This is a genomic window from Pantoea sp. RSPAM1 (genome assembly GCF_038816185.1).
GTDB classification, from domain to species: domain Bacteria; phylum Pseudomonadota; class Gammaproteobacteria; order Enterobacterales; family Enterobacteriaceae; genus Pantoea; species Pantoea ananatis.
Window position 1 is genome coordinate 1,278,381 of record NZ_CP046137.1, and the last position, 21,337, is coordinate 1,299,717.

17 protein-coding genes and 1 pseudogene are annotated in these 21,337 nt (G+C 55.1%); 10 read left to right on the forward strand and 8 right to left on the reverse strand.

Features of this window, described 5'->3' with window-relative positions:
• On the reverse strand, positions 1-831 hold the full coding sequence (locus GKC68_RS06610; RefSeq protein WP_110983541.1) for a DeoR/GlpR family DNA-binding transcription regulator: 831 nt from the start codon (positions 829-831) through the stop codon (positions 1-3).
• 490 nt (positions 832-1,321) lie between these two features.
• Here GKC68_RS06610 and GKC68_RS06615 point away from each other — a divergent pair, with 490 nt between their 5' ends.
• Positions 1,322-2,389 carry a DUF1176 domain-containing protein gene (locus GKC68_RS06615; protein ID WP_264214968.1) on the forward strand — a complete coding sequence of 356 codons (1,068 nt, stop codon included), beginning with the start codon at positions 1,322-1,324 and terminating at the stop codon, positions 2,387-2,389.
• On the opposite strand, the gene ampH is transcribed toward GKC68_RS06615, so the two are convergent.
• From ampH to GKC68_RS06630, 3 genes are all read right to left on the reverse strand, one after another.
• Positions 2,386-3,549 (reverse strand): D-alanyl-D-alanine-carboxypeptidase/endopeptidase AmpH, encoded by a 1,164-nt coding sequence (gene ampH / locus GKC68_RS06620; RefSeq protein ID WP_014594262.1) that lies wholly within the window; start codon positions 3,547-3,549, stop codon positions 2,386-2,388. The two genes, GKC68_RS06615 and ampH, sit on opposite strands and share 4 nt — an antisense overlap.
• A gap of 212 nt (positions 3,550-3,761) precedes the next feature.
• Positions 3,762-4,448 (reverse strand): response regulator, encoded by a 687-nt coding sequence (locus GKC68_RS06625; protein ID WP_013026659.1) that lies wholly within the window; start codon positions 4,446-4,448, stop codon positions 3,762-3,764.
• Positions 4,438-6,075, reverse strand: coding sequence for a sensor histidine kinase (locus tag GKC68_RS06630; RefSeq protein ID WP_028725118.1), 1,638 nt, complete (start codon positions 6,073-6,075; stop codon positions 4,438-4,440). Before GKC68_RS06630 ends, GKC68_RS06625 begins: the two co-directional genes overlap by 11 nt.
• Before the next feature lie 305 nt (positions 6,076-6,380).
• On the opposite strand from GKC68_RS06630, the gene GKC68_RS06635 reads away from it, so the two are divergent.
• Positions 6,381-7,742: a 2-hydroxycarboxylate transporter family protein gene (locus GKC68_RS06635; protein ID WP_028725117.1), complete on the forward strand. Its 1,362-nt coding sequence runs from the start codon at positions 6,381-6,383 to the stop codon at positions 7,740-7,742.
• A 217-nt stretch (positions 7,743-7,959) separates the two neighbouring features.
• On the opposite strand, the gene tkt is transcribed toward GKC68_RS06635, so the two are convergent.
• Together tkt and tal are read right to left on the reverse strand one after the other, a co-directional pair.
• Positions 7,960-9,960 carry a transketolase gene (tkt, locus tag GKC68_RS06640; protein ID WP_028725116.1) on the reverse strand — a complete coding sequence of 667 codons (2,001 nt, stop codon included), beginning with the start codon at positions 9,958-9,960 and terminating at the stop codon, positions 7,960-7,962.
• A gap of 64 nt (positions 9,961-10,024) precedes the next feature.
• A complete protein-coding gene (gene tal / locus GKC68_RS06645) occupies positions 10,025-10,975 on the reverse strand; it encodes a transaldolase (protein WP_028725115.1) in 951 nt (316 codons plus the stop codon).
• A 361-nt stretch (positions 10,976-11,336) separates the two neighbouring features.
• Between tal and maeB the strand changes: the two genes are divergently transcribed.
• Complete coding sequence (maeB, locus tag GKC68_RS06650) at positions 11,337-13,616, forward strand: NADP-dependent oxaloacetate-decarboxylating malate dehydrogenase (protein ID WP_028725114.1); 2,280 nt, start codon at positions 11,337-11,339, stop codon at positions 13,614-13,616.
• A 98-nt stretch (positions 13,617-13,714) separates the two neighbouring features.
• On the opposite strand, the gene hemF is transcribed toward maeB, so the two are convergent.
• Positions 13,715-14,629 (reverse strand): oxygen-dependent coproporphyrinogen oxidase, encoded by a 915-nt coding sequence (gene hemF / locus GKC68_RS06655; RefSeq protein WP_028725113.1) that lies wholly within the window; start codon positions 14,627-14,629, stop codon positions 13,715-13,717.
• Positions 14,630-14,677: 48 nt separating this feature from the next.
• Positions 14,678-15,523, reverse strand: a complete 846-nt coding sequence (amiA, locus tag GKC68_RS06660; RefSeq protein WP_247103702.1) for an N-acetylmuramoyl-L-alanine amidase AmiA — start codon at positions 15,521-15,523, stop codon at positions 14,678-14,680.
• A gap of 209 nt (positions 15,524-15,732) precedes the next feature.
• Between amiA and GKC68_RS06665 the strand changes: the two genes are divergently transcribed.
• The 7 genes and pseudogenes from GKC68_RS06665 to cysA all read left to right on the forward strand — a co-directional run bounded on the left by GKC68_RS06665 (position 15,733) and on the right by cysA (position 21,304).
• Positions 15,733-16,158 carry a GNAT family acetyltransferase gene (locus tag GKC68_RS06665; protein WP_006117810.1) on the forward strand — a complete coding sequence of 142 codons (426 nt, stop codon included), beginning with the start codon at positions 15,733-15,735 and terminating at the stop codon, positions 16,156-16,158.
• Positions 16,148-16,609, forward strand: coding sequence for a DUF2919 family protein (locus GKC68_RS06670; protein ID WP_058706611.1), 462 nt, complete (start codon positions 16,148-16,150; stop codon positions 16,607-16,609). Before GKC68_RS06665 ends, GKC68_RS06670 begins: the two co-directional genes overlap by 11 nt.
• 65 nt (positions 16,610-16,674) lie before the next feature.
• Positions 16,675-17,295 carry an RpoE-regulated lipoprotein gene (locus GKC68_RS06675; RefSeq protein WP_028725110.1) on the forward strand — a complete coding sequence of 207 codons (621 nt, stop codon included), beginning with the start codon at positions 16,675-16,677 and terminating at the stop codon, positions 17,293-17,295.
• Positions 17,296-17,502: 207 nt separating this feature from the next.
• Positions 17,503-18,516 (forward strand): sulfate ABC transporter substrate-binding protein, encoded by a 1,014-nt coding sequence (locus tag GKC68_RS06680; protein ID WP_047715342.1) that lies wholly within the window; start codon positions 17,503-17,505, stop codon positions 18,514-18,516.
• 2 nt (positions 18,517-18,518) lie between these two features.
• Positions 18,519-19,352, forward strand: coding sequence for a sulfate/thiosulfate ABC transporter permease CysT (cysT, locus tag GKC68_RS06685; protein ID WP_342656689.1), 834 nt, complete (start codon positions 18,519-18,521; stop codon positions 19,350-19,352).
• Positions 19,352-20,227 carry a sulfate/thiosulfate ABC transporter permease CysW gene (cysW, locus tag GKC68_RS06690; RefSeq protein WP_058706613.1) on the forward strand — a complete coding sequence of 292 codons (876 nt, stop codon included), beginning with the start codon at positions 19,352-19,354 and terminating at the stop codon, positions 20,225-20,227. Before cysT ends, cysW begins: the two co-directional genes overlap by 1 nt.
• A pseudogene (gene cysA / locus GKC68_RS06695) lies at positions 20,217-21,304 on the forward strand (sulfate/thiosulfate ABC transporter ATP-binding protein CysA). The gene cysW and the pseudogene cysA overlap by 11 nt, the downstream one beginning before the upstream one ends.
• Positions 21,305-21,337 lie beyond the last annotated feature (33 nt).

A 21,337-nucleotide genomic window follows, 5' to 3' on the forward strand; every position in this document is an offset into this window, starting at 1 on the left:
TTATTGATTAATAAGCTGCACGGAGTGAGGCCGTTGTGAACAGTCGATAATATTTACCCCGTTCCACGCCAGTTCCTGTTCCAGCTCTTTATCTTTTAACTGGTCGGTAATAAGAAAATCCACATCGCGATAATGACAAACGCGCGCGAATGAGGGCCGAAGAAACTTAGAGCTATCCATTAATAAATGTTTACGTTCAGCTGCCAGAATGAGTTGTTGTTTTAAATGTGCATTATGTTCATTCCCCTCGCGTAAATAACCGTCGTTGCCCAGGCTGCTACAGGAAAAAAAGATTTTATTTATTTGAAACTCTTTTAACGGTTGTTCAGTCACGATGCCGTGAAAATCTTCATAGCGATCGGAATATTCGCCACCCAGGCAGATGGTGCGAATACTGCTGCGCGCCGCCAGGGTCTGCACAATACGTAAAGAATTCGTTAATACAGTTAATTCAATATCCGGTAACTGTCGGGCCAGAAAAAAACACGTGGTACTACTATCGAGTAATAAACAATCACCTGGGCTGATAAACCCCAGCGCCCGCTTAGCAATGGTCATTTTGGCATCGACATGTTCATTAATTCGCTGCCGGAAAGATAATTCATACTCATTAATGGCCCGGTTATTTATCTGAATGGCTGCATTATATTGTTTAACCGGAACAGCGCCGCCATGGCTTCGCTGAAGTATGCCTTTCTTTTCCAGTTGCGCTAAATCCCGACGAATCGTTTCCTGTGAAACCTGACACAAGGCGGTCAGTTCAGCGACAATCACGCGTCCATTACGCATTAATTCATCAATAATTCTCTGCTGGCGTTCAATCGGCAACATGCTGGCCTCCGAGGGTTATAAAGTACTGGAAGGCACGCGGCAAAAATGTGGCCTGAGCGTGGCTACGCAGGTCACGCTTCTCACAGCGTACGTAAAAAGATATTTGTTAGGTTTTTTATGAAAAAATATGTAATAGGTATATTAAAGATGTGACTGATATCACTAAATTAGGGTTATTTAACCGTAAGAAATGGGGCTGACAAGTTTTTATGCCTGTGCCTGTGGCGACTATAACATGCCTGTTTTTGACCGTTTATGTGTATTTGACCGATTCGACTGCCGGGAATGTCCGACGAATCCGATTGAGCGCAACAAAGTGAAACAGCATGATGACTATTCTGCAGAGATCGCTGCCTTTCTTTTGTTGTAAAGCGGATGTTTTTTAGTCGGTTAGCTGCGCTTGCTGAGCACTTCACAGAATGCGTCCCTCGTGACGTGCGCTATTGCGCTATCATCTTCCACTCAAAGAAGTTGGGGTTCGATTTTCTTAATGTGGTATGGGATGAAATCGCTGTTTGCGTTGTCTTTTTTTATGGTTGCCGCTGCTCAGGCTGATCCGGTACAGAAGCTGTTTTCTGACTGGCAACTCACCTGCAATAATGCGGCGCATTGCGTTGCGCGCAGCATACCTGGCGACCAGGGCCTGGTGATGACGCTTTCCCGCAGTGCGGGATCCGATGACAAACCTTTACTGCGCATCGATTACGGCAGCGCATACAGCGGCGCGCTGCCCGGCCCGGCGCTGCAAGATAATCTGCTAGTCGATCAACGTCGGCTGCGGCCTGACTTCAAGCACTGGACGGTTGAGCCACACCATCTTGCGACCAGCAATCCTATCGCCATTAACGAATTTCTTGAACTGACCATGGATGCGAAAAGCCTGCAGCTGACGTTCAATGCCGGTCCGCAGATATCGTTGCGCGGTATGAAAGCCGCGTTGTTATTTATGGACGATGTGCAGGGCCGGGTGAATAGCATGAGTGCCTGGGTCAGGCGCGGAGGAAGAACCAGCATCCCGGCCGCACCGGCCGTACCGCAACTGCCGCCCGCGATGGCTGCGCCTGCGCCATTGACGCGTGACGAGACCAGCGGGCTGATCGACTACGGAACGTGGCGGGTGAATGCGGATACCTGTTCCCTTGATCCTCTGCGTCGCGAAGTCAGCGTCTCGCCGCTGACAGACAAAAAAGCGCTGCTGCTGGTCAGCTGTGAAATGGGCGCCTATAACGTGATCGATCTGGCTTTTGAAGTCACGCGTGCGCCGCCCTATGTGGCGCGTGGGCTTACGCTGACCTTGCCTTTTACCCCGCCGGGCGCATCAGAGCGCCAGCTGGAGCTGATTAATGCAGATTATGATGCCGCAAGCGGGCAGCTCTATACCTTTGGCAAAGGACGCGGACTTGGCGACTGTGGTACCGCGACCCGCTGGCAGTTTGACGGCGAGCATTTTGTTCTAGCCGAGTATGCCGAGGAATCAACCTGCGATGCCTGGCACAGCAGCGACGACTGGCCCACGCTTTGGGTGAGCCAGTCAGCCCCAACCGCGGTGAGCGGTTAGGGAATGGCCTGAACCATCATCGGCGAGCCGTTCTGATTGCCCACCAGCTCAGCGAGCAGGTTGTTTACGCCGTCACTCATCGGCGTGAAGCGCGTCAGAGGCGAGCGGGTAACGACCACAAAAACCCCGACGTTTTGCTGGGGAACCATCGCCATATAGGTGATGAAGCCGCCGCCGCCGCCGGTTTTCTGGATAATACCAGGGCGACCGTTGGCTGGCCCCATATAAACCCACCCCATTCCCAGCGCGTCGGCTTTGCCCGGCACATCCATGCCGTCAACTTTATGCAACTGGTCGCGACGGTAGATCAGCGTCTGCAGGCGGTCGATCTGGGGCGTGCGATGATTTACCGAGGAGTTGAGGAACTGCTGCATCCAGCGCCCCATATCATCAGGCGTCGAATACACGCCACCACTGCCGATGGCCGCCAGCGTGTTATTACAGGGGCTGGCGCCTTTTTCCGCCACCATCAGGCGTGCGCACTGCTCAGGTGACGGCGTAAAGGTGGTGTCTTTCATCCCCAGCGGACGGGTAATTAACTGCTGCAGCAGGGCAGGATAGGGCTTACCGGCCGCGCGCGACAGCGCATCGCCCAGCAGGTCGTAACCAAGATTGGAATAGGCCGCATTGGTGCCGGGGGCGGCTTTCAGGCTGGCCGTGTTTAACCAACGCCAGCGTTCACTCTGTGTCGGCCAGACAAACACCGGACGATGGGGTTTGCCGCCGGGCTGCTCTCGCGGCAGACCGCTGGTATGGGTAGACAGGTTAATCAGCCGAATGGGCTGGCCATCAAAGCTGGGCACCCGCTTTCCGGGCGGTGCATATTTACTGAGCGGATCGTCAAGGCGAATCTCCCCGCGCTCGGCCATTTTCACCATGACTTCACTGGTCATCAGCTTGCTGAGTGAGGCAATACGAATTAACGAATCTTTTTGGGGACGAATATTGTTCCCTGGCCGCGTGTCACCAAAGCTGGCGAAAACCCGCTGATTACCATCTATTGCGACCAGCGCCATGCCTGTCGCACCGCTGGCATAGAAGATATGTTCTGCATAGCGGTCAACAATTTGGGATGCCAGCAACGGATCGGGCGCAACCTGCGCCATGCTTTTAAGGGGAAGCAAAGAAACCAGTAGAGCCAGGACGTAAGGAGTGCGCATTTTCAACGGAGAGGGCTTCGCTATAGGAATCGGGTGAAAACCTATAGTAATCCGTTTGCGGATGACGGGAAGAGCAAAGGGCAGTTTTTTTTGTTTCGGATTACAGCATGCGGGCCAGACGGGCCTGTGACGTCATGAGATTAGCGACGCATTTTGCCCCTGAAAGCCACCTGACTGAACCGGCGCAGGGCGAGCGCGGGACACCCGTTCGGTCAGGTGCGTTTGTACATGCGCCTGGGATGGCCCACCTTGCCATACAGCATTTCGACCGTCAGAAAGCCGGTTTCCACGCAGTGCTCCAGGTAGCGGCGGGCGGTTGTTTTACTGAGCCCGGTTTCGGTCATCACCTCATCGACCGAAAAAAGGCGCGTTGTGGCAGGCGTAAACAGTGTCTGAACCCGGGCCAGGGTATTTTCCTCGATGCCTTTGCTGCCGTTGTCGTGCGGATAGTTCTTCGCCTGCAACTGATACAGCACATCGACATTTTTTTGATCGACAATTTTCCATGTGCGCTGCTGATCTGCGAAGGCGATGAAGTTGGCAAGCGAGCGGTTAAGGCGTTTCCAGGATACCGGTTTAAGCACGTAATCAAAGGCGCCGTTGCGAATGGCCTGGCTGCAGGTATCCATATCACTGGCCGCCGTAATAAAAATAATGGAGCAGTTCGCGTTGGCCAGCAACGGATCGCCAATCAGGGTGATGCCTTTGCCATCAGGCAGGTAGTTATCCAGCAGCACCAACTGTGGCGCGGTCAGTTCAAGCTGCTGTCTGGCTTCTGCCAGGGAGCTGGCTATGCCGACCAGCCTGAGCTCAGGGTGCTTACCAATCAGTTCTGCATGAAGCTGAGCCAGTTCAGGCTCATCTTCAACAATCAGGACAGTAACAGGATCATGTTGCATCGCGGGCTTTCTCCGTTTCCGTTACGGGACAGCTGTGGGTTTGCGCACAGGGGATAAACAGCGAGAACACCGCGCCACGGGGAACGTTGTCACTGACCTCAATGGTTCCCCCTGCACGGGTAATATAGCGTTCGGTTAAATACAATCCGATGCCGTGATCGCCTCGGGTTTTGGTCGTCATGCCACGTTCAAACATGCGCTCGCGGATCGCCGGCGTAATGCCCACGCCGCGATCCGCCACTTCAATGATCAGCTCACGGGTACCGAGTTTAATCAGTACTTCAACAGGTTCATGAGGCAACGGGGCGCGCTGGGTGGCTTCAATGGCGTTGTCCAGCAGGTTGCCAATGACCGAAATCAGTTCGGCATCGGTCAGCGCGGGAAACGGCTTATCCATCAGGCACGCGGGATCAAAGTGGAGAATGACGCCTTTTTCTCTGGCGCGCGCCGCTTTGCCCAGTAATAAGCCGCACAGCAGAGGCGAAGTGAATCGTGCCGAAACAAAGTCCAGCAACTCCTGCTCGTGCTCGGACTGCGCTTCAATATAACCAATCGCTTCGTCAAAACGCCCCATGTGCAACAGCCCGGAAAGCGTGTTCATGCGGTTAAGCTGTTCATGACGCATGATGCGCAGGTTATCGACATAACGTTTCACCTGGCTGAGTTGGGCGCTGAGGGAATCGATGTCGTTAAAATCGCGAAAGGTGATCACCCATCCCATTAGCGCGTCCTCCAGCATGATACGCACCCGGCTGGCGATGACGGTCAGCGCGTTAAATTGGCAAATCTCATCGTGGGTATCTTTTTCCAGCATCACGGGCTGCGATAAAAAGGGCACGGGGGAGACGATCTGGCTGACAGACTCGCCGCGCAGCGCCTCGGCGGACTGGGACAGTCCCAGCAGCTTGCGGGCAGCCTGATTAATCACTTCGATCCGCAGCTGTTCATTGATAACAATGACGCCTTCATAGATCGATTCCATCATGGCTTTTTGCTGGCGGACCATCAGGCCGATCTCGCGCGGTTCCAGCGAGAAAATCTGTTTTTTAATATTACAGGTAAAAAACCAGGAGAAAATAAACAGGGCAATAAGCACCAGCGCCGCTACGATCAACAGGTTGATCATGTTGCTGAAGGTGATGGCATCCAGATAGCGGGCGAGGTAGCCAACGGAAACAATACCGACGACCTGGCCGCGATCGTTGAGGATGGGCGCCTTACTTCGCAGTGACATTCCCAGGCCGCCTGTGCGAATGGTGGTGATACTTTTCCCTGCCAGCACCGCTGCGTTATCGCCGCCCACCAGCGGTTTGCCAATCCGGTCCGCCGTCACCGAGTGAAAAAGATGCAGGGCCTGGTTATCGCCAATCACAATAAAACTGGCATCGCTTTTCCGGGCGATAGCCTTCATGAGCACATTGATGGTCGGGATGTCACGATCCGCCACCGCTTTTTTCAGTTCCGGAATCAGCGCGATCTCGTCTGCCTGAACCTTCGCGCGCATGCTCATCGCCTGATAAAGCTGCCGGGTAATGCTGACGTAATAATAGCTTCCCAGTAACACGAACAGGACAGACGAAAAAACAACGAGCGAAAGAAACAGCTTCGTTTGAAATGACAACTTCATGACTGTCACACGTATTTTGGAATAATAACTTCAATGTATCATCTTTTTAACAATAGGAACTACATCGGTTTAATTGTCTGATAAGTAGTAATTTTTATCGAATGCCTACGCTAAAAAAGCCCCCTGGAAGGGCGAATAACGGTAGCGGTGAATAAAAACCATAAACACCACGGCGATTATCACGATACGGATCACGCTCTGGAAATAACACCATTAAAACTTTATGCCAGATACCTTCTTGTTCACGTAATTCCGCCTTTTTTCCCGGCATCCTGAAAAAAAACGATGACGCAAAGAGGATAATAATGAGCTCACCTGATAATTCTTTTCTGTCTGACACGCTGACCCGTTCACCGCGCAGGAAAACCCTGAAAGAGCAGTGGTGGCATATTATGGATAACTGGAAAGTCGGGATTATTCCTCTGCCGCTGTTTGTGCTGGCCGGTGCGCTCATTGCGGTAGACTGCCTGAGTGGAACGCTAAAAAGCGATATCGTGGTCATGGTCGCCACGCTGGCCTTTTTTGGCTTTGCCTGCGGAGAGTTTGGCAAACGCCTGCCCGTGGTGGGCCGTTTAGGGGCAGCGGCGATCTGCGCCACCTTTATTCCTTCTGCGCTGGTGTACTACGGTTTGCTTCCCGACATCGTGGTAACGTCCACGACGCAATTCTACAAATCGACCAATATTCTCTATCTTTACATTTGCTGCATCATTGTCGGCAGCATCATGAGCATGAACCGCACGGTGCTGATCCAGGGCTTTCTGCGCATCTTTTTCCCCATGCTCTGTGGTGAAATCGTGGGGATGGTTGTCGGCATGGGCGTGGGTTTAGCGCTGGGGCTGGAACCCTTCCAGATTTTCTTTTTCATCATTCTGCCCATTATGGCGGGAGGCGTCGGTGAAGGTGCCATTCCGCTCTCCATCGGCTATGCGGCATTGCTCCATATGGATCAGGGCGTGGCGCTGGGCCGCATCCTGCCCATGGTTATGCTGGGCGGCGTGACCGCCATTATTATCTCCGGCTGTCTGAACCAACTGGGTAAACGTTATCCGCACCTCACCGGGGAAGGCCAGCTGATGCCAAACGTGACCAATGTTGAACCCGAGCCGCTGCAGTCCGTTTTCTCCGGTAAAGTTGACGTGACGGCGATTGCGTCCGGGGCGCTGCTGGCGGTGCTGCTCTATATGGTGGGGATGTTAGGGCAGAAGCTGACAGGGCTGCCTGCGCCGGTAGGGATGCTGTTTCTGGCCGTGCTGGTAAAACTGGTGAATGGGGTTTCTCCGCGTATCATTGCCGGTTCTCAGGTGGTCTATCGCTTCTTCCGCACGGCGGTAACCTATCCGGTTCTGTTTGCCGTCGGTGTCGCCATCACGCCCTGGCATATTCTGGTTACCGCGTTTACGCTCACCAACCTGCTGGTGATTATCAGCACGGTCAGTGCGCTGGTTGCAACGGGCTTCTTTGTCGGGAAAAAGATTGGCATGCATCCCATCGATGTTGCCATTGTTTCCTGCTGCCAGAGTGGGCAGGGCGGTACGGGCGATGTGGCGATTCTTACCGCCGGTAACCGCATGGGCCTGATGCCGTTTGCGCAGATCGCCACGCGCATCGGCGGGGCGATTAACGTTTCTCTCTCGTTGCTATTACTGAGCCATTTTCTCAAGTAAACCTGTTACGCCGACTGACGCGCTCGCAAAGCAGCATGGCTCCCGAACGGTGCAGGCGTGAGATAGCCTGAATCCCTGGTAGTGGGCTGAGAAAGCGGGAGAGGCTGAGAGAGACGAAAACAGGTGTTCAGAAAAGCGACGTGCCAGCGCAGGGCTGGCACGTCATGTTGGTCAGGCGACCTGACGCGAAGCAGCAGGTCGCTCAGCAGCAAGTGGGTTATGCGGGTTTCAGCAGTGCTTCTGCATGGCTGACGATGTTTTCCACCGTAAAACCAAATTCAGCAAACAGCTTCTCAGCTGGCGCCGACTCGCCGAAGGTTGTCATGCCCACAATGGCACCGTCCAGGCCAACATATTTATACCAGTAGTCGGCGATGCCCGCTTCTACCGCCACGCGCGCTTTAACCGCAGAAGGCAGCACCGACTCACGGTAAGCGGCATCCTGTGCGTCAAACAGGTCAGTGGAGGGCAGTGAAACCACGCGCACCTTGTGACCGCCAGTTGTCAGCTTCGTCGCGGCACCCAGAGTTATTTCTACCTCTGAGCCGGTCGCAATCAGGATGATGTCTGGCGTGCCGTCGCACTCCTTCAGCACATAACCGCCGCGCTTGATGTTAGCCACCTGCTCTGCGGTACGCTCAGGCTGAGCCAGGTTCTGACGCGACAGGATCAGCGCTGTCGGGCCGTGGTGGCGCTCAATCGCGGCCTGCCAGGCTATCGCCGTCTCCACCTGGTCACAGGGGCGCCATACGCTCATGTTTGGCGTCACGCGCAGGCTGGCAATTTGCTCAACCGGCTGGTGGGTCGGGCCGTCCTCGCCCAGGCCAATGGAGTCATGGGTATACACCATAATCTGCCGGGCCTTCATGAGTGCCGCCATGCGCGCCGCGTTACGGGCGTACTCAACGAACATCAGGAAGGTTGCGGTATAGGGCACAAAGCCGCCGTGGTGGGCAATGCCGTTACCGATCGCCGTCATCCCGAATTCACGCACGCCGTAATGGATATAGTTTCCGGCGGGATCGTCTTTGATAGATTTTGAGCCAGACCAGATGGTGAGGTTGCTCGGTGCCAGGTCGGCGGAACCGCCCAGAAACTCTGGCAGCAGTTTGCCATAGGCTTCCAGGGCATTCTGCGAGGCCTTGCGGCTGGCAATTTTTTGCGGATTGGCCTGCAGCTCAGCGACAAACTTCGCGGTTTCCGCTTCCCAGTTTGCCGGCATACCGCCGTCCATGCGGCGCGCGTATTCGGCGGCCAGCTCTGGATAAGCCTGCTTATACGCCGCCAGTTTGTTGTTCCAGGCTTTTTCGCGCTCAGCGCCGGCCTGTTTGGCATCCCACTGCTGGTAAATCTCTTTGGGGATCTCAAACGCCGGGTAGTTCCAGCCCAGTTGCTTGCGGGTCAGCGCCACTTCTTCTTCGCCCAGCGCCGCGCCGTGAGCTTCTTCTTTACCGGCTTTATTCGGTGAGCCGAAGCCAATGACCGTACGGCAGATGATCAGTGACGGTTTGTCGGTGACGCTCTGTGCTTCCTGAATCGCGGCTTTAACCGCATCGGCGTCATGACCGTCGATTTCACCCACAACGTGCCAGTTATAGGCTTCAAAGCGTTTGTGCGTATCGTCGGTAAACCAGCCTTCGGTTTCACCATCAATAGAAATACCGTTGTGATCGTAGAAGCCAATCAGTTTGCCCAGGCCCAGCGTACCGGCCAGCGAGCAGACTTCATGAGAAATGCCTTCCATCAGACAACCGTCGCCCATGAAAACATAGGTGAAGTGATCGACGATATCGTGATCGGGACGGTTAAACTGGGCCGCCAGCGTGCGCTCAGCAATCGCCAGACCAACGGCGTTCGCCAGGCCCTGGCCCAGCGGACCCGTGGTCGTTTCCACGCCTGGCGTATAGCCAATTTCCGGGTGGCCCGGCGTTTTAGAGTGGAGCTGGCGGAAGTTTTTCAGCTCTTCAATAGGCAGATCGTATCCGGTCAGGTGCAACAGGCTGTACAGCAACATGGAGCCGTGGCCATTTGAAAGGATAAAGCGGTCGCGATCCAGCCAGGCGGGGTTGGTTGGGTTGTGCTTGAGGAAATCGCGCCACAGGACTTCAGCGATATCAGCCATGCCCATTGGCGCACCAGGATGACCTGATTTTGCTTTTTGTACCGCATCCATACTTAATGCGCGAATCGCATTCGCCAACTCTCTGCGTGAGGACATAAAGGGTCTCCCTTGTTAAGCATCGGGGCGGGAGTGCTCCCGCCCGGTAAAAGAGGGGGGAAAACTACAGGCGCGCCGCCAGCACATCTTCCAGTTTTTGCTGGTCAACGGCGAACTGGCGAATACCGTCTGCCAGTTTCTCTACCGCCATCGGGTCCTGATTATGCTCCCAACGGAATTCAGCTTCGGACAGCGGGGAAGGCTGGTGGAAACATTCGGTTGAGGGTTCGAGCTTGCGCTCTACGGGCTCGTCACTGTTTTGCAACTCTTCCAGCAGGTCAGGCGAAAGCGTCAGGCGGTCACAACCGGCCAGGGCAAGTATCTGCTCAACTTTACGGAAGCTGGCACCCATGATGATGGTGTCATAGCGGTGCTTCTTATAGTAATCGTAAATGCGGCGGACGGATTTCACGCCGGGATCTTCATCCACGTGGTACGGATCCATTGGTTTGCGGGTGTTGTACCAGTCGTAAATACGGCCCACAAAAGGTGATATCAGGTAAACACCGGCTTCGGCACAGGCACGTGCCTGCGCGAAGGAGAACAGCAGGGTCAGGTTGCACTGGATACCATTTTTTTCCAGTTCTTCAGCCGCCTTGATGCCTTCCCAGGTCGAAGCCAGTTTGATCAGGATGCGTGAGCGGTCAATACCGTGTTCTTCATACATGCGAACCAGCTTTTCCGCTTTCGTGACGCACATGCCACGATCGAAGGAGAGGCGCGCATCCACTTCGGTCGAGACACGGCCCGGTATGCTTTTCAGGATTTCCATACCGAGATTGATTGCCACTTTGTCGCTGGCGTTGATGATCTGCGTCTCTTTGCTGCCGCCCTGCTTTTTCGCATAGTCGATGGCGTCATCAATCAGGTGTTTGTAAGGCTGGAGAGCAGATGCTTTCAGAATAAGCGAGGGGTTGGTGGTTGCATCTTGTGGGTGATAATTTCGAATCGATTCGATATCGCCACTGTCAGCCACCACGGTAGTGAACTGTTTAAGGGCTTCAAGCTGGTTCATTTCTACACTCCTTGAAAAAAAACGTTGTAACGAAAGGGAACACCTCTGGCCTCGTGCCCTAATCAGTGCAGACATTACCGGTCGCAGTAACGCCGACTCACCACCTTGCAACAGACTGGGTGCAGTGAAAATGCGTTTTCTCTGAATGTTGTGCGATGAGGGTAGCGCGCAATCATCCGGGATGACATTTCTGCGGATAACGACTGCCCGGTTATTAAGAATAGCAGCCATGACAAATGACGCAGACCAGACTGTAACAATCTGTGCCTTAAGAAATGAGGTTCTTTGAAGCGCCTCACCGCTTTGTGGTTGTCTGCTTTCTATACTGGGCGTTCACTTACCTGGCGAAGAAGGATGTCAAATGGATGACCAACTGAAGCAAAGTGCGCTCGATTTTCACCAGTATCCCACTCCCGGCAAGATTCAGGTCTCGCCCACTAAACCGCTGGCCACCCAGCGCGATCTGGCCCTGGCTTATTCACCCGGCGTCGCCGCACCCTGTTTAGAAATTGCCGCCGATCCCCTGGCCGCCCATAAATACACCGCACGCGGTAATCTGGTGGCGGTCATTTCTAACGGCACGGCGGTGCTGGGCCTGGGCAACATTGGTGCACTGGCCGGTAAGCCGGTGATGGAAGGCAAGGGCGTTTTGTTCAAGAAGTTCGCCGGGATTGACGTGTTTGATATTGAGGTCGATGAGCACGATCCCGATAAGCTGATTGAGATTGTCGCGGCGCTGGAACCCACTTTTGGCGGCATCAACCTGGAAGATATCAAAGCGCCAGAGTGTTTCTACATTGAGCAGCAGTTACGGCAACGCATGAAAATCCCGGTGTTCCACGACGATCAGCACGGCACGGCGATTATCTGCACTGCGGCGGTGTTAAACGGGTTGCGTATTATCAAGAAGGCGATTTCCGACGTGCGGCTGGTGGTTTCCGGCGCGGGCGCCTCGGCGATTGCCTGCATGAATCTGCTGGTTGCGTTGGGTTTGCAGAAGCACAATATTCAGGTGTGCGATTCAAAAGGGCTGATCTACCGTGGGCGCGAGCCCAATATGGCGGAGACCAAGGCCGACTATGCGGTTGAAGATCAGGGAAAACGTACGCTGGCCGAGGTTATTGAGGGCGCCGACATTTTTCTGGGCTGCTCTGGCCCGGACGTCCTGACGCCTGACATGGTCAAAACCATGGCCAGCGATCCGCTGATTCTGGCGCTGGCGAATCCGCAGCCAGAAATTCTGCCGCCGCTCGCTAAGGCCGTGCGGCCCGACGCCATTATCTGCACCGGCCGTTCTGACTACCCTAATCAGGTGAATAACGTCCTGTGTTTTCCGTTTATCTTTCGGGGCGCGCTGGATGTTGGCGCAACGGCCATCAATGAAGAGATGAAGCTGGCGGCGGTACACGCGATAGCCGAGCTGGCGCAGGCTGAGCAGAGCGATGTGGTGGCTTCGGCCTATAGCGATCAGGACCTGAGTTTTGGCCCGGAATATCTGATCCCCAAACCCTTCGATCCCCGGTTAATCGTGCAGATCGCCCCGGCGGTGGCGAAGGCGGCGATGGATTCCGGTGTGGCTACCCGGCCCATTAGCGACTTCGACGCCTATCGCGAACAGCTCACGGAATTCGTCTATAAAACCAATCTGTTTATGAAACCAATTTTCTCTCAGGCGCGCAAAGCGCCGAAGCGGGTGGTGCTGGCAGAGGGAGAAGAGGTGCGGGTGCTGCATGCGACGCAGGAATTAGTGTCGTTGGGGCTGGCAAAGCCTGTTTTGATCGGCCGCCCGAACGTCATCGCGATGCGCATTGAAAAGCAGGGGCTGAAGATCGAAGCCGGAAAGGATTTCGAAATCGTCAACAACGAATCCGATCCCCGTTTTAAAGCATACTGGAACGAGTATTACCAGATGATGAAGCGGCGCGGCGTAACGCCCGAGCAGGCACAGCGCGCGGTGATCGGAAATCCGACGCTCATTGGGGCCATCATGGTCTATCGCGGTGAAGCGGATGCGCTCATCTGCGGCACTATTGGGGATTACAACGAGCACTACGAGATTGTGGAGAAAGTGCTGGGCCTGCGTTCCGATGTGAAAGTGGCAGGGGCCATGAATGCCTTGCTGCTGCCGCACGGCAACACCTTTATCGCGGATACCTACGTAAATGAAGATCCCACACCCGAGCAGTTAGCGGACATCACGTTAATGGCAGCCGAAACCGTGCGGCGATTTGGTATTGAACCGCGGGTTGCCCTGCTGTCGCACTCCAGCTTTGGCACCTCAAATTCCCCTGGCGCTCGAAAAATGCGTGACGTACTGGCGCTGGTGCAGCAGCGCGCACCTGAACTGGAAATTGACGGCGAGATGCACGGCGATGCGGCACTGGTAGAGAGCATTCGTCGGGAGATCATGCCCGACAGCCCGCTGAAAGGCAGCGCCAACCTGTTGATTATGCCCAATGTTGAGGCGGCACGAATCAGCTACAACCTGCTGCGCGTCTCGCACGCTGACGGCGTGACGGTGGGGCCGGTCCTGATGGGAATGACCAAACCGGTACACGTTCTTACCCGTATCGCCTCCGTGCGGCGCATCGTTAATATGGTGGCGCTGGCCGTGGTTGAGGCACAAACCCAGCCGCTGTAATACAACGGGGCCGCATGCAGCCCCGATTTTCACCTTCGCGCATGAAAGCGCTGTAAACGTTGTCTTCCTGCCCGTTACGCGGGGCAGGAAGACGAACGTCACTCGGGCAGGTTAAGCCAGTTTTTGACCGGCAGAAAATCGCGGTAGAGCGCGGCCTCTGGCGAATCCGGCTCAGGATGATAATCATATTCCCAGCGTACCAGAGGCGGCAGAGACATCAGAATTGATTCCGTTCTGCCTCCGGTTTGCAGGCCAAACAGCGTGCCGCGATCCCACACCAGATTAAATTCCACGTAACGACCACGACGATAAAGCTGAAACTGACGTTCACGTTCGCCAAACGGCAACGACTTGCGGCGCGCCACGATGGGCTGATAGGCATCCAGGAATCCCCGGCCCACCGCCTGAATCAGCGCGAAGCTTTTTTCAAAGCCTGGCAGATGAACATCATCGAAGAACAGGCCACCAATCCCGCGCTGCTCGTCACGGTGTTTCAGGTAGAAATAGTCGTCGCACCACTTTTTAAAGCGCGGATACACGTCCTCGCCAAAAGGCTGGCAGAGATCAAATGCCGTCTGATGCCAGTGCAGCGCATCCTCTTCGAAACCGTAAAACGGTGTCATATCGAAGCCGCCGCCAAACCACCAGACAGGCTCGGCACCCGGTTTTTCGGCAATAAAGAAACGGACGTTGGCATGGCTGGTTGGCACATAGGGATTGTGCGGATGAATCACCAGCGACACGCCCATGGCTTCAAAACTGCACCCGGCCAGTTCAGGCCGATGCGCGGTAGCGGACGCGGGCATCTGGTCGCCATGAACGTGCGAAAAGTTGACACCGGCCTGTTCAAAGACGGCGCCATCACGCAGCACGCGGCTTCGTCCGCCGCCGCCGCCGGGGCGCTGCCAGCTGTCTTCAATAAAATGGGCACCGCCGTCTTCGGCGGTCAGCTTGCGACAAATCTCATCCTGCAAATCCAACAGGAACGTTTTTACACGGGAGATATCTGGCATGTGATGAGCTTCTCTTGGTAAAAATTGGACGTGATTATAGCTGATTCATTATGACATTCGGCGATCGTACTCATCAAAGTAGTTGATTATTCCCTTGGCGATAGCCGACGCGATTTTTTGACGAAACGCGCTGGTGCCCAATAGCTGCTCTTCCCGTGGATTGGTGATAAACGAGGTTTCCACCAGTACCGAGGGAATCGACGGCGATTTTAATACGGCAAAAGCGGCCTGTTCCGTGTGCTGACTGTGAAGGTGGTGCACCGGACGAATCTGATCCAGCACATGTTTGCCCAGCGTCAGGCTGTTCTTAATGGTATCCGTTTGCACCAGGTCAAACAGGATCTGCTGCAGATAGTGATCCTGCGCTTCCACCTTTGCGCCACCGATCTTGTCGGCGTCGTTTTCTCTGTTCGACAGATAACGCGCCATGCTACTGCTGGCACCGCGGTTGGACAGGGCGAAGACTGAGGCGCCGTTGGCATCGGGGCTGGTATAGCCGTCGGCATGGATGGACATAAACAGATTCGCCCCATGCTGATGGGCAATTTCCACGCGCTGATAAAGGGGAATAAAGTGATCGCTTTCGCGCGTCAGCCGCACTTCAATGCGCGGATGAGACTGCAGCTCACGACGGACGTTGTTGGCAATTTCCAGGACAATATGTTTCTCTTCCGCGCCTTCTTCGCCCACCGCACCCGAATCAATCCCGCCGTGCCCCGGATCGATCATCACAATGCGTTTACCGTTACTGGCGGTTGGCCTGGGTGAGGAGTGACGGGAAGAGAGCGAAGCCTGCTGTTCTTTCGCCTGTACGGCGCGCGGGGACAAAACAGCCAGCGCCAGTCCTGACAGCAGAAGCTGGCGGCGGTGAATCAAACGTTTAAGCAAATGCATGTGCAGGTCCATAAGCAACAATCATGCAAAGTGTTATAGCTTAACGTTAGCGCCAGGGCGATCTTTCAAGCATTTCAGGTTATTACTTTGTATTTCAGCTCACTAACAGCCAAATCCCTTTTTTTTAACGTTGCCGCCAGTGGGGAGGGTTGCGCCCGACGAAGAAAGCGTGATAATCAGCAAATTGTGGTAAATAGCAGGAAAAGAAGATGGAAATCCGCACCTTCCGCCAGGAAGATTTTGAAGAAGTGATCACGCTCTGGGAACGCTGTGATTTGTTACGCCCGTGGAACGATCCGGAACTGGATATCGAACGCAAAATGCATCACGACGCCGATCTTTTTCTGGTGGCTGAAGTGGGCGGTGAAGTCGTCGGAACGGTCATGGGCGGCTACGACGGGCATCGCGGGGCGGCCTACTATCTGGCCGTGCATCCTGACTATCAGGGGCGCGGTTTTGCCAATGCCTTGATGAACCGACTTGAAAAAAAGCTCATTGCGCGCGGCTGCCCAAAAATCCATTTGATGGTGCGTGAAGAGAACGATCAGGTCGTCGCCTTTTATGAAAAACTCGACTATGAAACGGTCGATGTGGTGTTGCTGGGTAAACGTTTAATCGAAGATCGTGAATATTAATTCCGTCTGGCCGCCTGAAGAGTACGACGATAAAGGTCAGCTGCGCCTGCCGTTTCTTTTTTGGCTGATTCTGCTGCTGCAGTCGCGTACCTGGCTGCTGCTGATCATGGCTGGCGCCTCACGCCAGCAGGGAAACGATCTTCTGGCGCTCTTTTACCCCGATCGCCAGGCCTTCTGGGTAGGGCTGGCGCTTGGCTTACCGGCGCTGGCGGGCCTGCTGCTGACCGGCTATCGTTCGCGTTTGCCCCGACTGTGGCGCAGCTGGCGTCAGGTGTTGATGCTTTCCGTAGCAGTTAACCTGATTTGGCAAGGCGCACAGCTGTATCTGGCGGACTTCCTCAGTTCACCGCTTCCCCTGTTACTGACGCTATTCGATCTGCTCGCGCTGCTCTGGTTATTCAGCAGCGTTCGGCTTCGCGCCTGCTTTTTACCCCAACCGCATGCTGAATAAACTTTTTGCCGCTTTGCGACTCCAATCAGTTCTGCCTTAATGTTCTTTTATTAACAGGAGTTTTCATGAAAGCTGTTCGTTACACGTTACTGACTGTGGCCATGCTGGTCAGTGGGTGTGCCAGTTCCTCCGGTACTGATGCTAACAGCAGCCAGCAGGTAAGCTGGTGGAATCCACTGAGCTATCACTGGTCTGCTGCGCTGCCGTGGAACTGGTTTGGCTCCTCGCTTACGGCCACAGAGCAGGGCGTGGGCGGCATCAATGGCTCAACGGCCATGACCGAAGCCGCCATAAAAGAGGGGTTGAAAGGCAAGTACGATCTGCGTCAGGGCATGCGCGGCCATAACGGCCAGGTTGTGTCATTCTGGCAGGCTATGGATGACGGCAAAGTGATGCTGGTGATTTATGGTCAGACGCAGGTCGATCGCATTGAGGTGCTGGACAGCCGTATCGCCAGCGCCGACGGCAGCAAAGTCGGTGACGCGTTTAGCGCCAAATTCGACAAAGCCTTCAATAACTGCGTGCTGGCGAGCGGACTGGACAACCGTGACGTGGAGTGTCGCGCGCCCAACAGTCAGCATCTTCGCTACGTTTACAGCGGCACCTGGCACGGCCCGGAAGGCTTAATGCCGTCGGATGACACACTCAAGAGCTGGACGCTCAGCAAAATTGTCTGGCAGCGCTAAGTCTATTTTTACACCGCTCAACCGCAGGGCATAACCGGCCCTGCGCGTCCAATTCTGTTTTTCTTCTGTCTTTTCCCGCCGCCTTATGCCTTTTTCGACTTTGAAATCAGTAAACGATATATAAAACCGTTACGGGTTTACGCTGAGTTATAAATAAACTGCTGTATCAGCAGATGAGATCTGCATCAAATTTCCTCAGGGTGAACCATGACCTTACCAGCGATGAAAAAGATCGTGAGCGGACTCGCACTGTCGCTGAGTCTGGCCGGTGCCGCAAACGCGACCGAGCTGTTGAACAGCTCTTACGATGTTGCACGTGAATTATTCGTCGCCCTGAATGCGCCGTTTGTCAGCCAGTGGGATGCCAGCCATCCTGACGACAAGTTGACCATTAAGATGTCCCATGCCGGGTCATCCAAACAGGCGTTGGCGATCCTGCAAGGCCTGCGTGCCGATGTGGTGACCTATAACCAGGTCACCGATGTGCAGGTACTGCACGATAAAGGCAAACTGATCCCTGCCGACTGGCAAACCCGCCTGCCGAATAACAGTTCGCCGTTTTACTCCACCATGGCGTTCCTGGTGCGCAAGGGAAACCCAAAGCAGATTCACGACTGGTCTGATTTAACCCGTGACGATGTGAAGCTGATTTTTCCTAATCCCAAAACCTCCGGCAACGGACGTTATACCTATCTTGCTGCCTGGGGCGCCGCCAGCAACGCTGACGGGGGCGATCAGGCTAAAACCCGCGCTTTTATGACAAAATTTCTGAAAAATGTTGAAGTCTTCGATACCGGTGGCCGAGGTGCGACGACCACCTTTGCTGAACGCGGTCTGGGTGATGTGTTGATCAGTTTTGAGTCTGAAGTGAATAACATCCGCAACCAGTACGGCAAAGACGACTACGAAGTCGTGGTGCCTAAAACCGATATTCTCGCGGAGTTTCCCGTTGCCTGGGTGGATAAAAACGTCGAGCAGAATAAAACAGCCGATGCAGCGAAAGCCTATCTGACCTGGCTGTATTCTCCTGCGGCGCAGAAAATTATTACGGATTTCTATTACCGCGTGAACAATCCGCAGTTAATGGCGCAGCAAAAAGCCCGTTTTCCTGCCACGAACCTGTTTCGTGTTGAAGACATTTTTGGCGGCTGGGACACCGTGATGAAAACCCATTTCGCCAGCGGTGGCGAGCTGGACCAGTTATTAGCGGCGGGGCGGTGATCATGTTTGCAGCCAGCCAAAAACGCGTCCTGCCCGGTTTCGGTCTCAGCCTGGGCACCAGCCTGCTCTTTACCTGCCTGGTGCTGCTGCTGCCAATCAGCGCACTGATTATGCAGCTGTCGCAGATGACGTTGCAGCAATACTGGGACGTTGTCACCAATCCGCAGCTCATCGCAGCCTATAAGGTCACGCTGCTGTCGGCCGGAGTGGCCTCACTGTTTAATGCCGTATTCGGCATGTTAATGGCATGGATCTTAACGCGTTACCGTTTTCCGGGCCGCACGCTGCTCGATGGTCTGATGGATCTGCCGTTTGCGCTGCCGACCGCCGTTGCTGGCCTGACGCTGGCCGGTCTGTTTTCCGTGAACGGCTGGTACGGACAGTGGTTCGCGCATCTCGATATCAAGATCTCCTATACCTGGATCGGTATCGCGCTCGCAATGGCCTTCACCAGTATTCCGTTTGTGGTGCGCACCGTGCAGCCGGTGCTGGAAGAGCTGGGGCCTGAGTATGAGGAAGCGGCTCAAACGCTGGGCGCCACGCCCTGGCAGAGCTTCCGCCGGGTCGTTCTGCCTGAAGTGGCACCGGCCTTACTCGCGGGCACCGCGCTGTCGTTTACCCGCAGTCTGGGCGAGTTTGGTGCGGTGATCTTTATTGCCGGCAACATTGCCTGGAAAACTGAAGTGACCTCGCTGATGATCTTCGTGCGCCTGCAGGAGTTTGACTATCCGGCAGCCAGCGCCATTGCCTCGGTCATTCTGGCGGCATCGCTGCTGTTACTTTTCGCTATCAATACCTTACAAAGCCGCTTTGGTCGTCGTCTGGGAGGCCATTAATGGCAGAGATTTCGCAACTCAATCATGCTGACCGCCAGCCTGTTAACTGGGCCAAGTGGCTGCTTATTGGTCTCGGTGCGCTGATATCCTTGCTGCTGCTGGTCGTGCCGATGGTGTCCATCTTCTGGGAGGCCCTGCATCAAGGACTGGGCATCACCTTAAGCAATCTGACCGACAGCGACATGCTCCATGCCATAGGGCTCACGGTGCTGGTTGCATTGATTACTGTGCCGGTAAATTTAGTGTTCGGCACGCTGCTGGCCTGGCTGGTGACACGCTTTACCTTTCCAGGACGTCAGCTGCTCTTGACGCTGTTCGATATTCCCTTTGCGGTATCGCCTGTCGTGGCGGGCCTGATGTATCTGCTGTTCTGGGGCATCAATGGCCCGGCGGGCGGCTGGCTGGATGCCCATAATATTCAGGTGATGTTCTCCTGGCCTGGCATGGTGCTGGTCACCGTCTTCGTTACCTGTCCGTTTGTGGTGCGCGAACTGGTGCCGGTGATGCTGAGCCAGGGCAGCCATGAAGATGAAGCCGCGGTGCTGTTAGGTGCCTCGGGCTGGCAGATGTTCCGTCGCGTGACGCTGCCGAATATTCGCTGGGCCATGCTGTATGGCGTCGTGCTGACCAACGCCCGCGCAATTGGTGAGTTTGGCGCGGTTTCCGTGGTTTCGGGTTCTATTCGCGGTGAAACCTATACCTTACCGCTTCAGGTTGAATTGCTGCATCAGGATTACAATACGGTGGGCGCCTTTACTGCCGCAGCCTTACTGACCGTGATGGCAATCGTGACGCTGTTTCTGAAAAGCATTGTGCAATGGCGTTTAGAGCAACAGCACAAACGCCTGCAACTGGAGGACAATCATGAGCATTGAGATTAACCAGATCAACAAATCCTTTGGTCGCACAGCGGTGCTGAACGATATCTCACTGGATATTCCGTCTGGCCAGATGGTGGCCTTACTGGGGCCGTCCGGTTCGGGTAAAACTACGCTGCTGCGCATCATTGCTGGACTGGAACATCAGAACAGCGGTCAGATTCGTTTTCACGACCACGATGTCAGCCGCCTGCACGCCCGCGATCGCCAGGTCGGATTTGTCTTCCAGCACTATGCGCTGTTCCGTCATATGACGGTCTTCGACAATATTGCCTTTGGCCTGACCGTGCTGCCGCGCCGTGAGCGTCCGTCCAGTGCGGAAATAAAAAAACGCGTCACGCGCCTGCTGGAGATGGTGCAGCTTTCCCATCTGGCGAACCGTTTCCCGGCCCAGCTTTCGGGGGGCAGAAGCAGCGCGTCGCACTGGCAAGAGCCCTGGCCGTGGAACCGCAAATTTTGTTGCTGGATGAGCCCTTTGGTGCGCTGGACGCTCAGGTGCGTAAAGAGCTGCGCCGTTGGTTACGTCAGCTACACGAAGAATTGAAGTTCACCAGCGTGTTCGTCACGCACGATCAGGAAGAGGCGATGGAAGTGGCCGATCGCGTGGTGGTGATGAGCCAGGGCAGCATCGAACAGGTGGGGACGCCGGATGAAGTCTGGCGCGATCCCGCCACGCGCTTCGTGCTGGAATTCCTGGGTGAGGTTAACCGCTTCGATGGTGAAGTGCATGGTTCTCAGTTCCATGTCGGGGCGCACCACTGGCCGTTAGGCTATACCTCTGCACATCAGGGCGCGGTCGATCTGTTCCTGCGCCCGTGGGAAATCGACGTTTCGCGCCGAAGCAGCCTGGAAACGCCGCTGCCCGTTCAGGTCTTAGAAGTGAGTCCTCGTGGTCACTTCTGGCAGCTGGTGGTGCAGCCAACGGGATGGCAGAGCGAGCCCTTCTCGCTGGTCTTTGACGGTGAACAGACCGCGCCATTGCGCGGCGAGCGCCTGTTCGTGGGGCTTCAGCAGGCCCGACTGTACCAGGGCGCGACACCGTTACGGGCGGTTGCCTTTGCACACAGCGCCTGATATTTTCTTTTTCACGCAGGGCGGGACAGTGTC

Coding starts and splice junctions, on each gene's coding strand:
- tkt (WP_028725116.1), bottom strand. CDS start 9,960: ATGTCCTCACGCAGAGAGTTGGCGAATGCGATTCGCGCATTAAGTATG.
- GKC68_RS06625 (WP_013026659.1), bottom strand. CDS start 4,448: ATGCAACATGATCCTGTTACTGTCCTGATTGTTGAAGATGAGCCTGAA.
- cysW (WP_058706613.1), top strand. CDS start 19,352: ATGGCAGAGATTTCGCAACTCAATCATGCTGACCGCCAGCCTGTTAAC.
- GKC68_RS06635 (WP_028725117.1), top strand. CDS start 6,381: ATGAGCTCACCTGATAATTCTTTTCTGTCTGACACGCTGACCCGTTCA.
- GKC68_RS06680 (WP_047715342.1), top strand. CDS start 17,503: ATGACCTTACCAGCGATGAAAAAGATCGTGAGCGGACTCGCACTGTCG.
- GKC68_RS06630 (WP_028725118.1), bottom strand. CDS start 6,075: ATGAAGTTGTCATTTCAAACGAAGCTGTTTCTTTCGCTCGTTGTTTTT.
- amiA (WP_247103702.1), bottom strand. CDS start 15,523: ATGCATTTGCTTAAACGTTTGATTCACCGCCGCCAGCTTCTGCTGTCA.
- GKC68_RS06615 (WP_264214968.1), top strand. CDS start 1,322: ATGTGGTATGGGATGAAATCGCTGTTTGCGTTGTCTTTTTTTATGGTT.
- maeB (WP_028725114.1), top strand. CDS start 11,337: ATGGATGACCAACTGAAGCAAAGTGCGCTCGATTTTCACCAGTATCCC.
- GKC68_RS06665 (WP_006117810.1), top strand. CDS start 15,733: ATGGAAATCCGCACCTTCCGCCAGGAAGATTTTGAAGAAGTGATCACG.
- ampH (WP_014594262.1), bottom strand. CDS start 3,549: ATGCGCACTCCTTACGTCCTGGCTCTACTGGTTTCTTTGCTTCCCCTT.
- cysT (WP_342656689.1), top strand. CDS start 18,519: ATGTTTGCAGCCAGCCAAAAACGCGTCCTGCCCGGTTTCGGTCTCAGC.
- GKC68_RS06675 (WP_028725110.1), top strand. CDS start 16,675: ATGAAAGCTGTTCGTTACACGTTACTGACTGTGGCCATGCTGGTCAGT.
- GKC68_RS06610 (WP_110983541.1), bottom strand. CDS start 831: ATGTTGCCGATTGAACGCCAGCAGAGAATTATTGATGAATTAATGCGT.
- tal (WP_028725115.1), bottom strand. CDS start 10,975: ATGAACCAGCTTGAAGCCCTTAAACAGTTCACTACCGTGGTGGCTGAC.
- hemF (WP_028725113.1), bottom strand. CDS start 14,629: ATGCCAGATATCTCCCGTGTAAAAACGTTCCTGTTGGATTTGCAGGAT.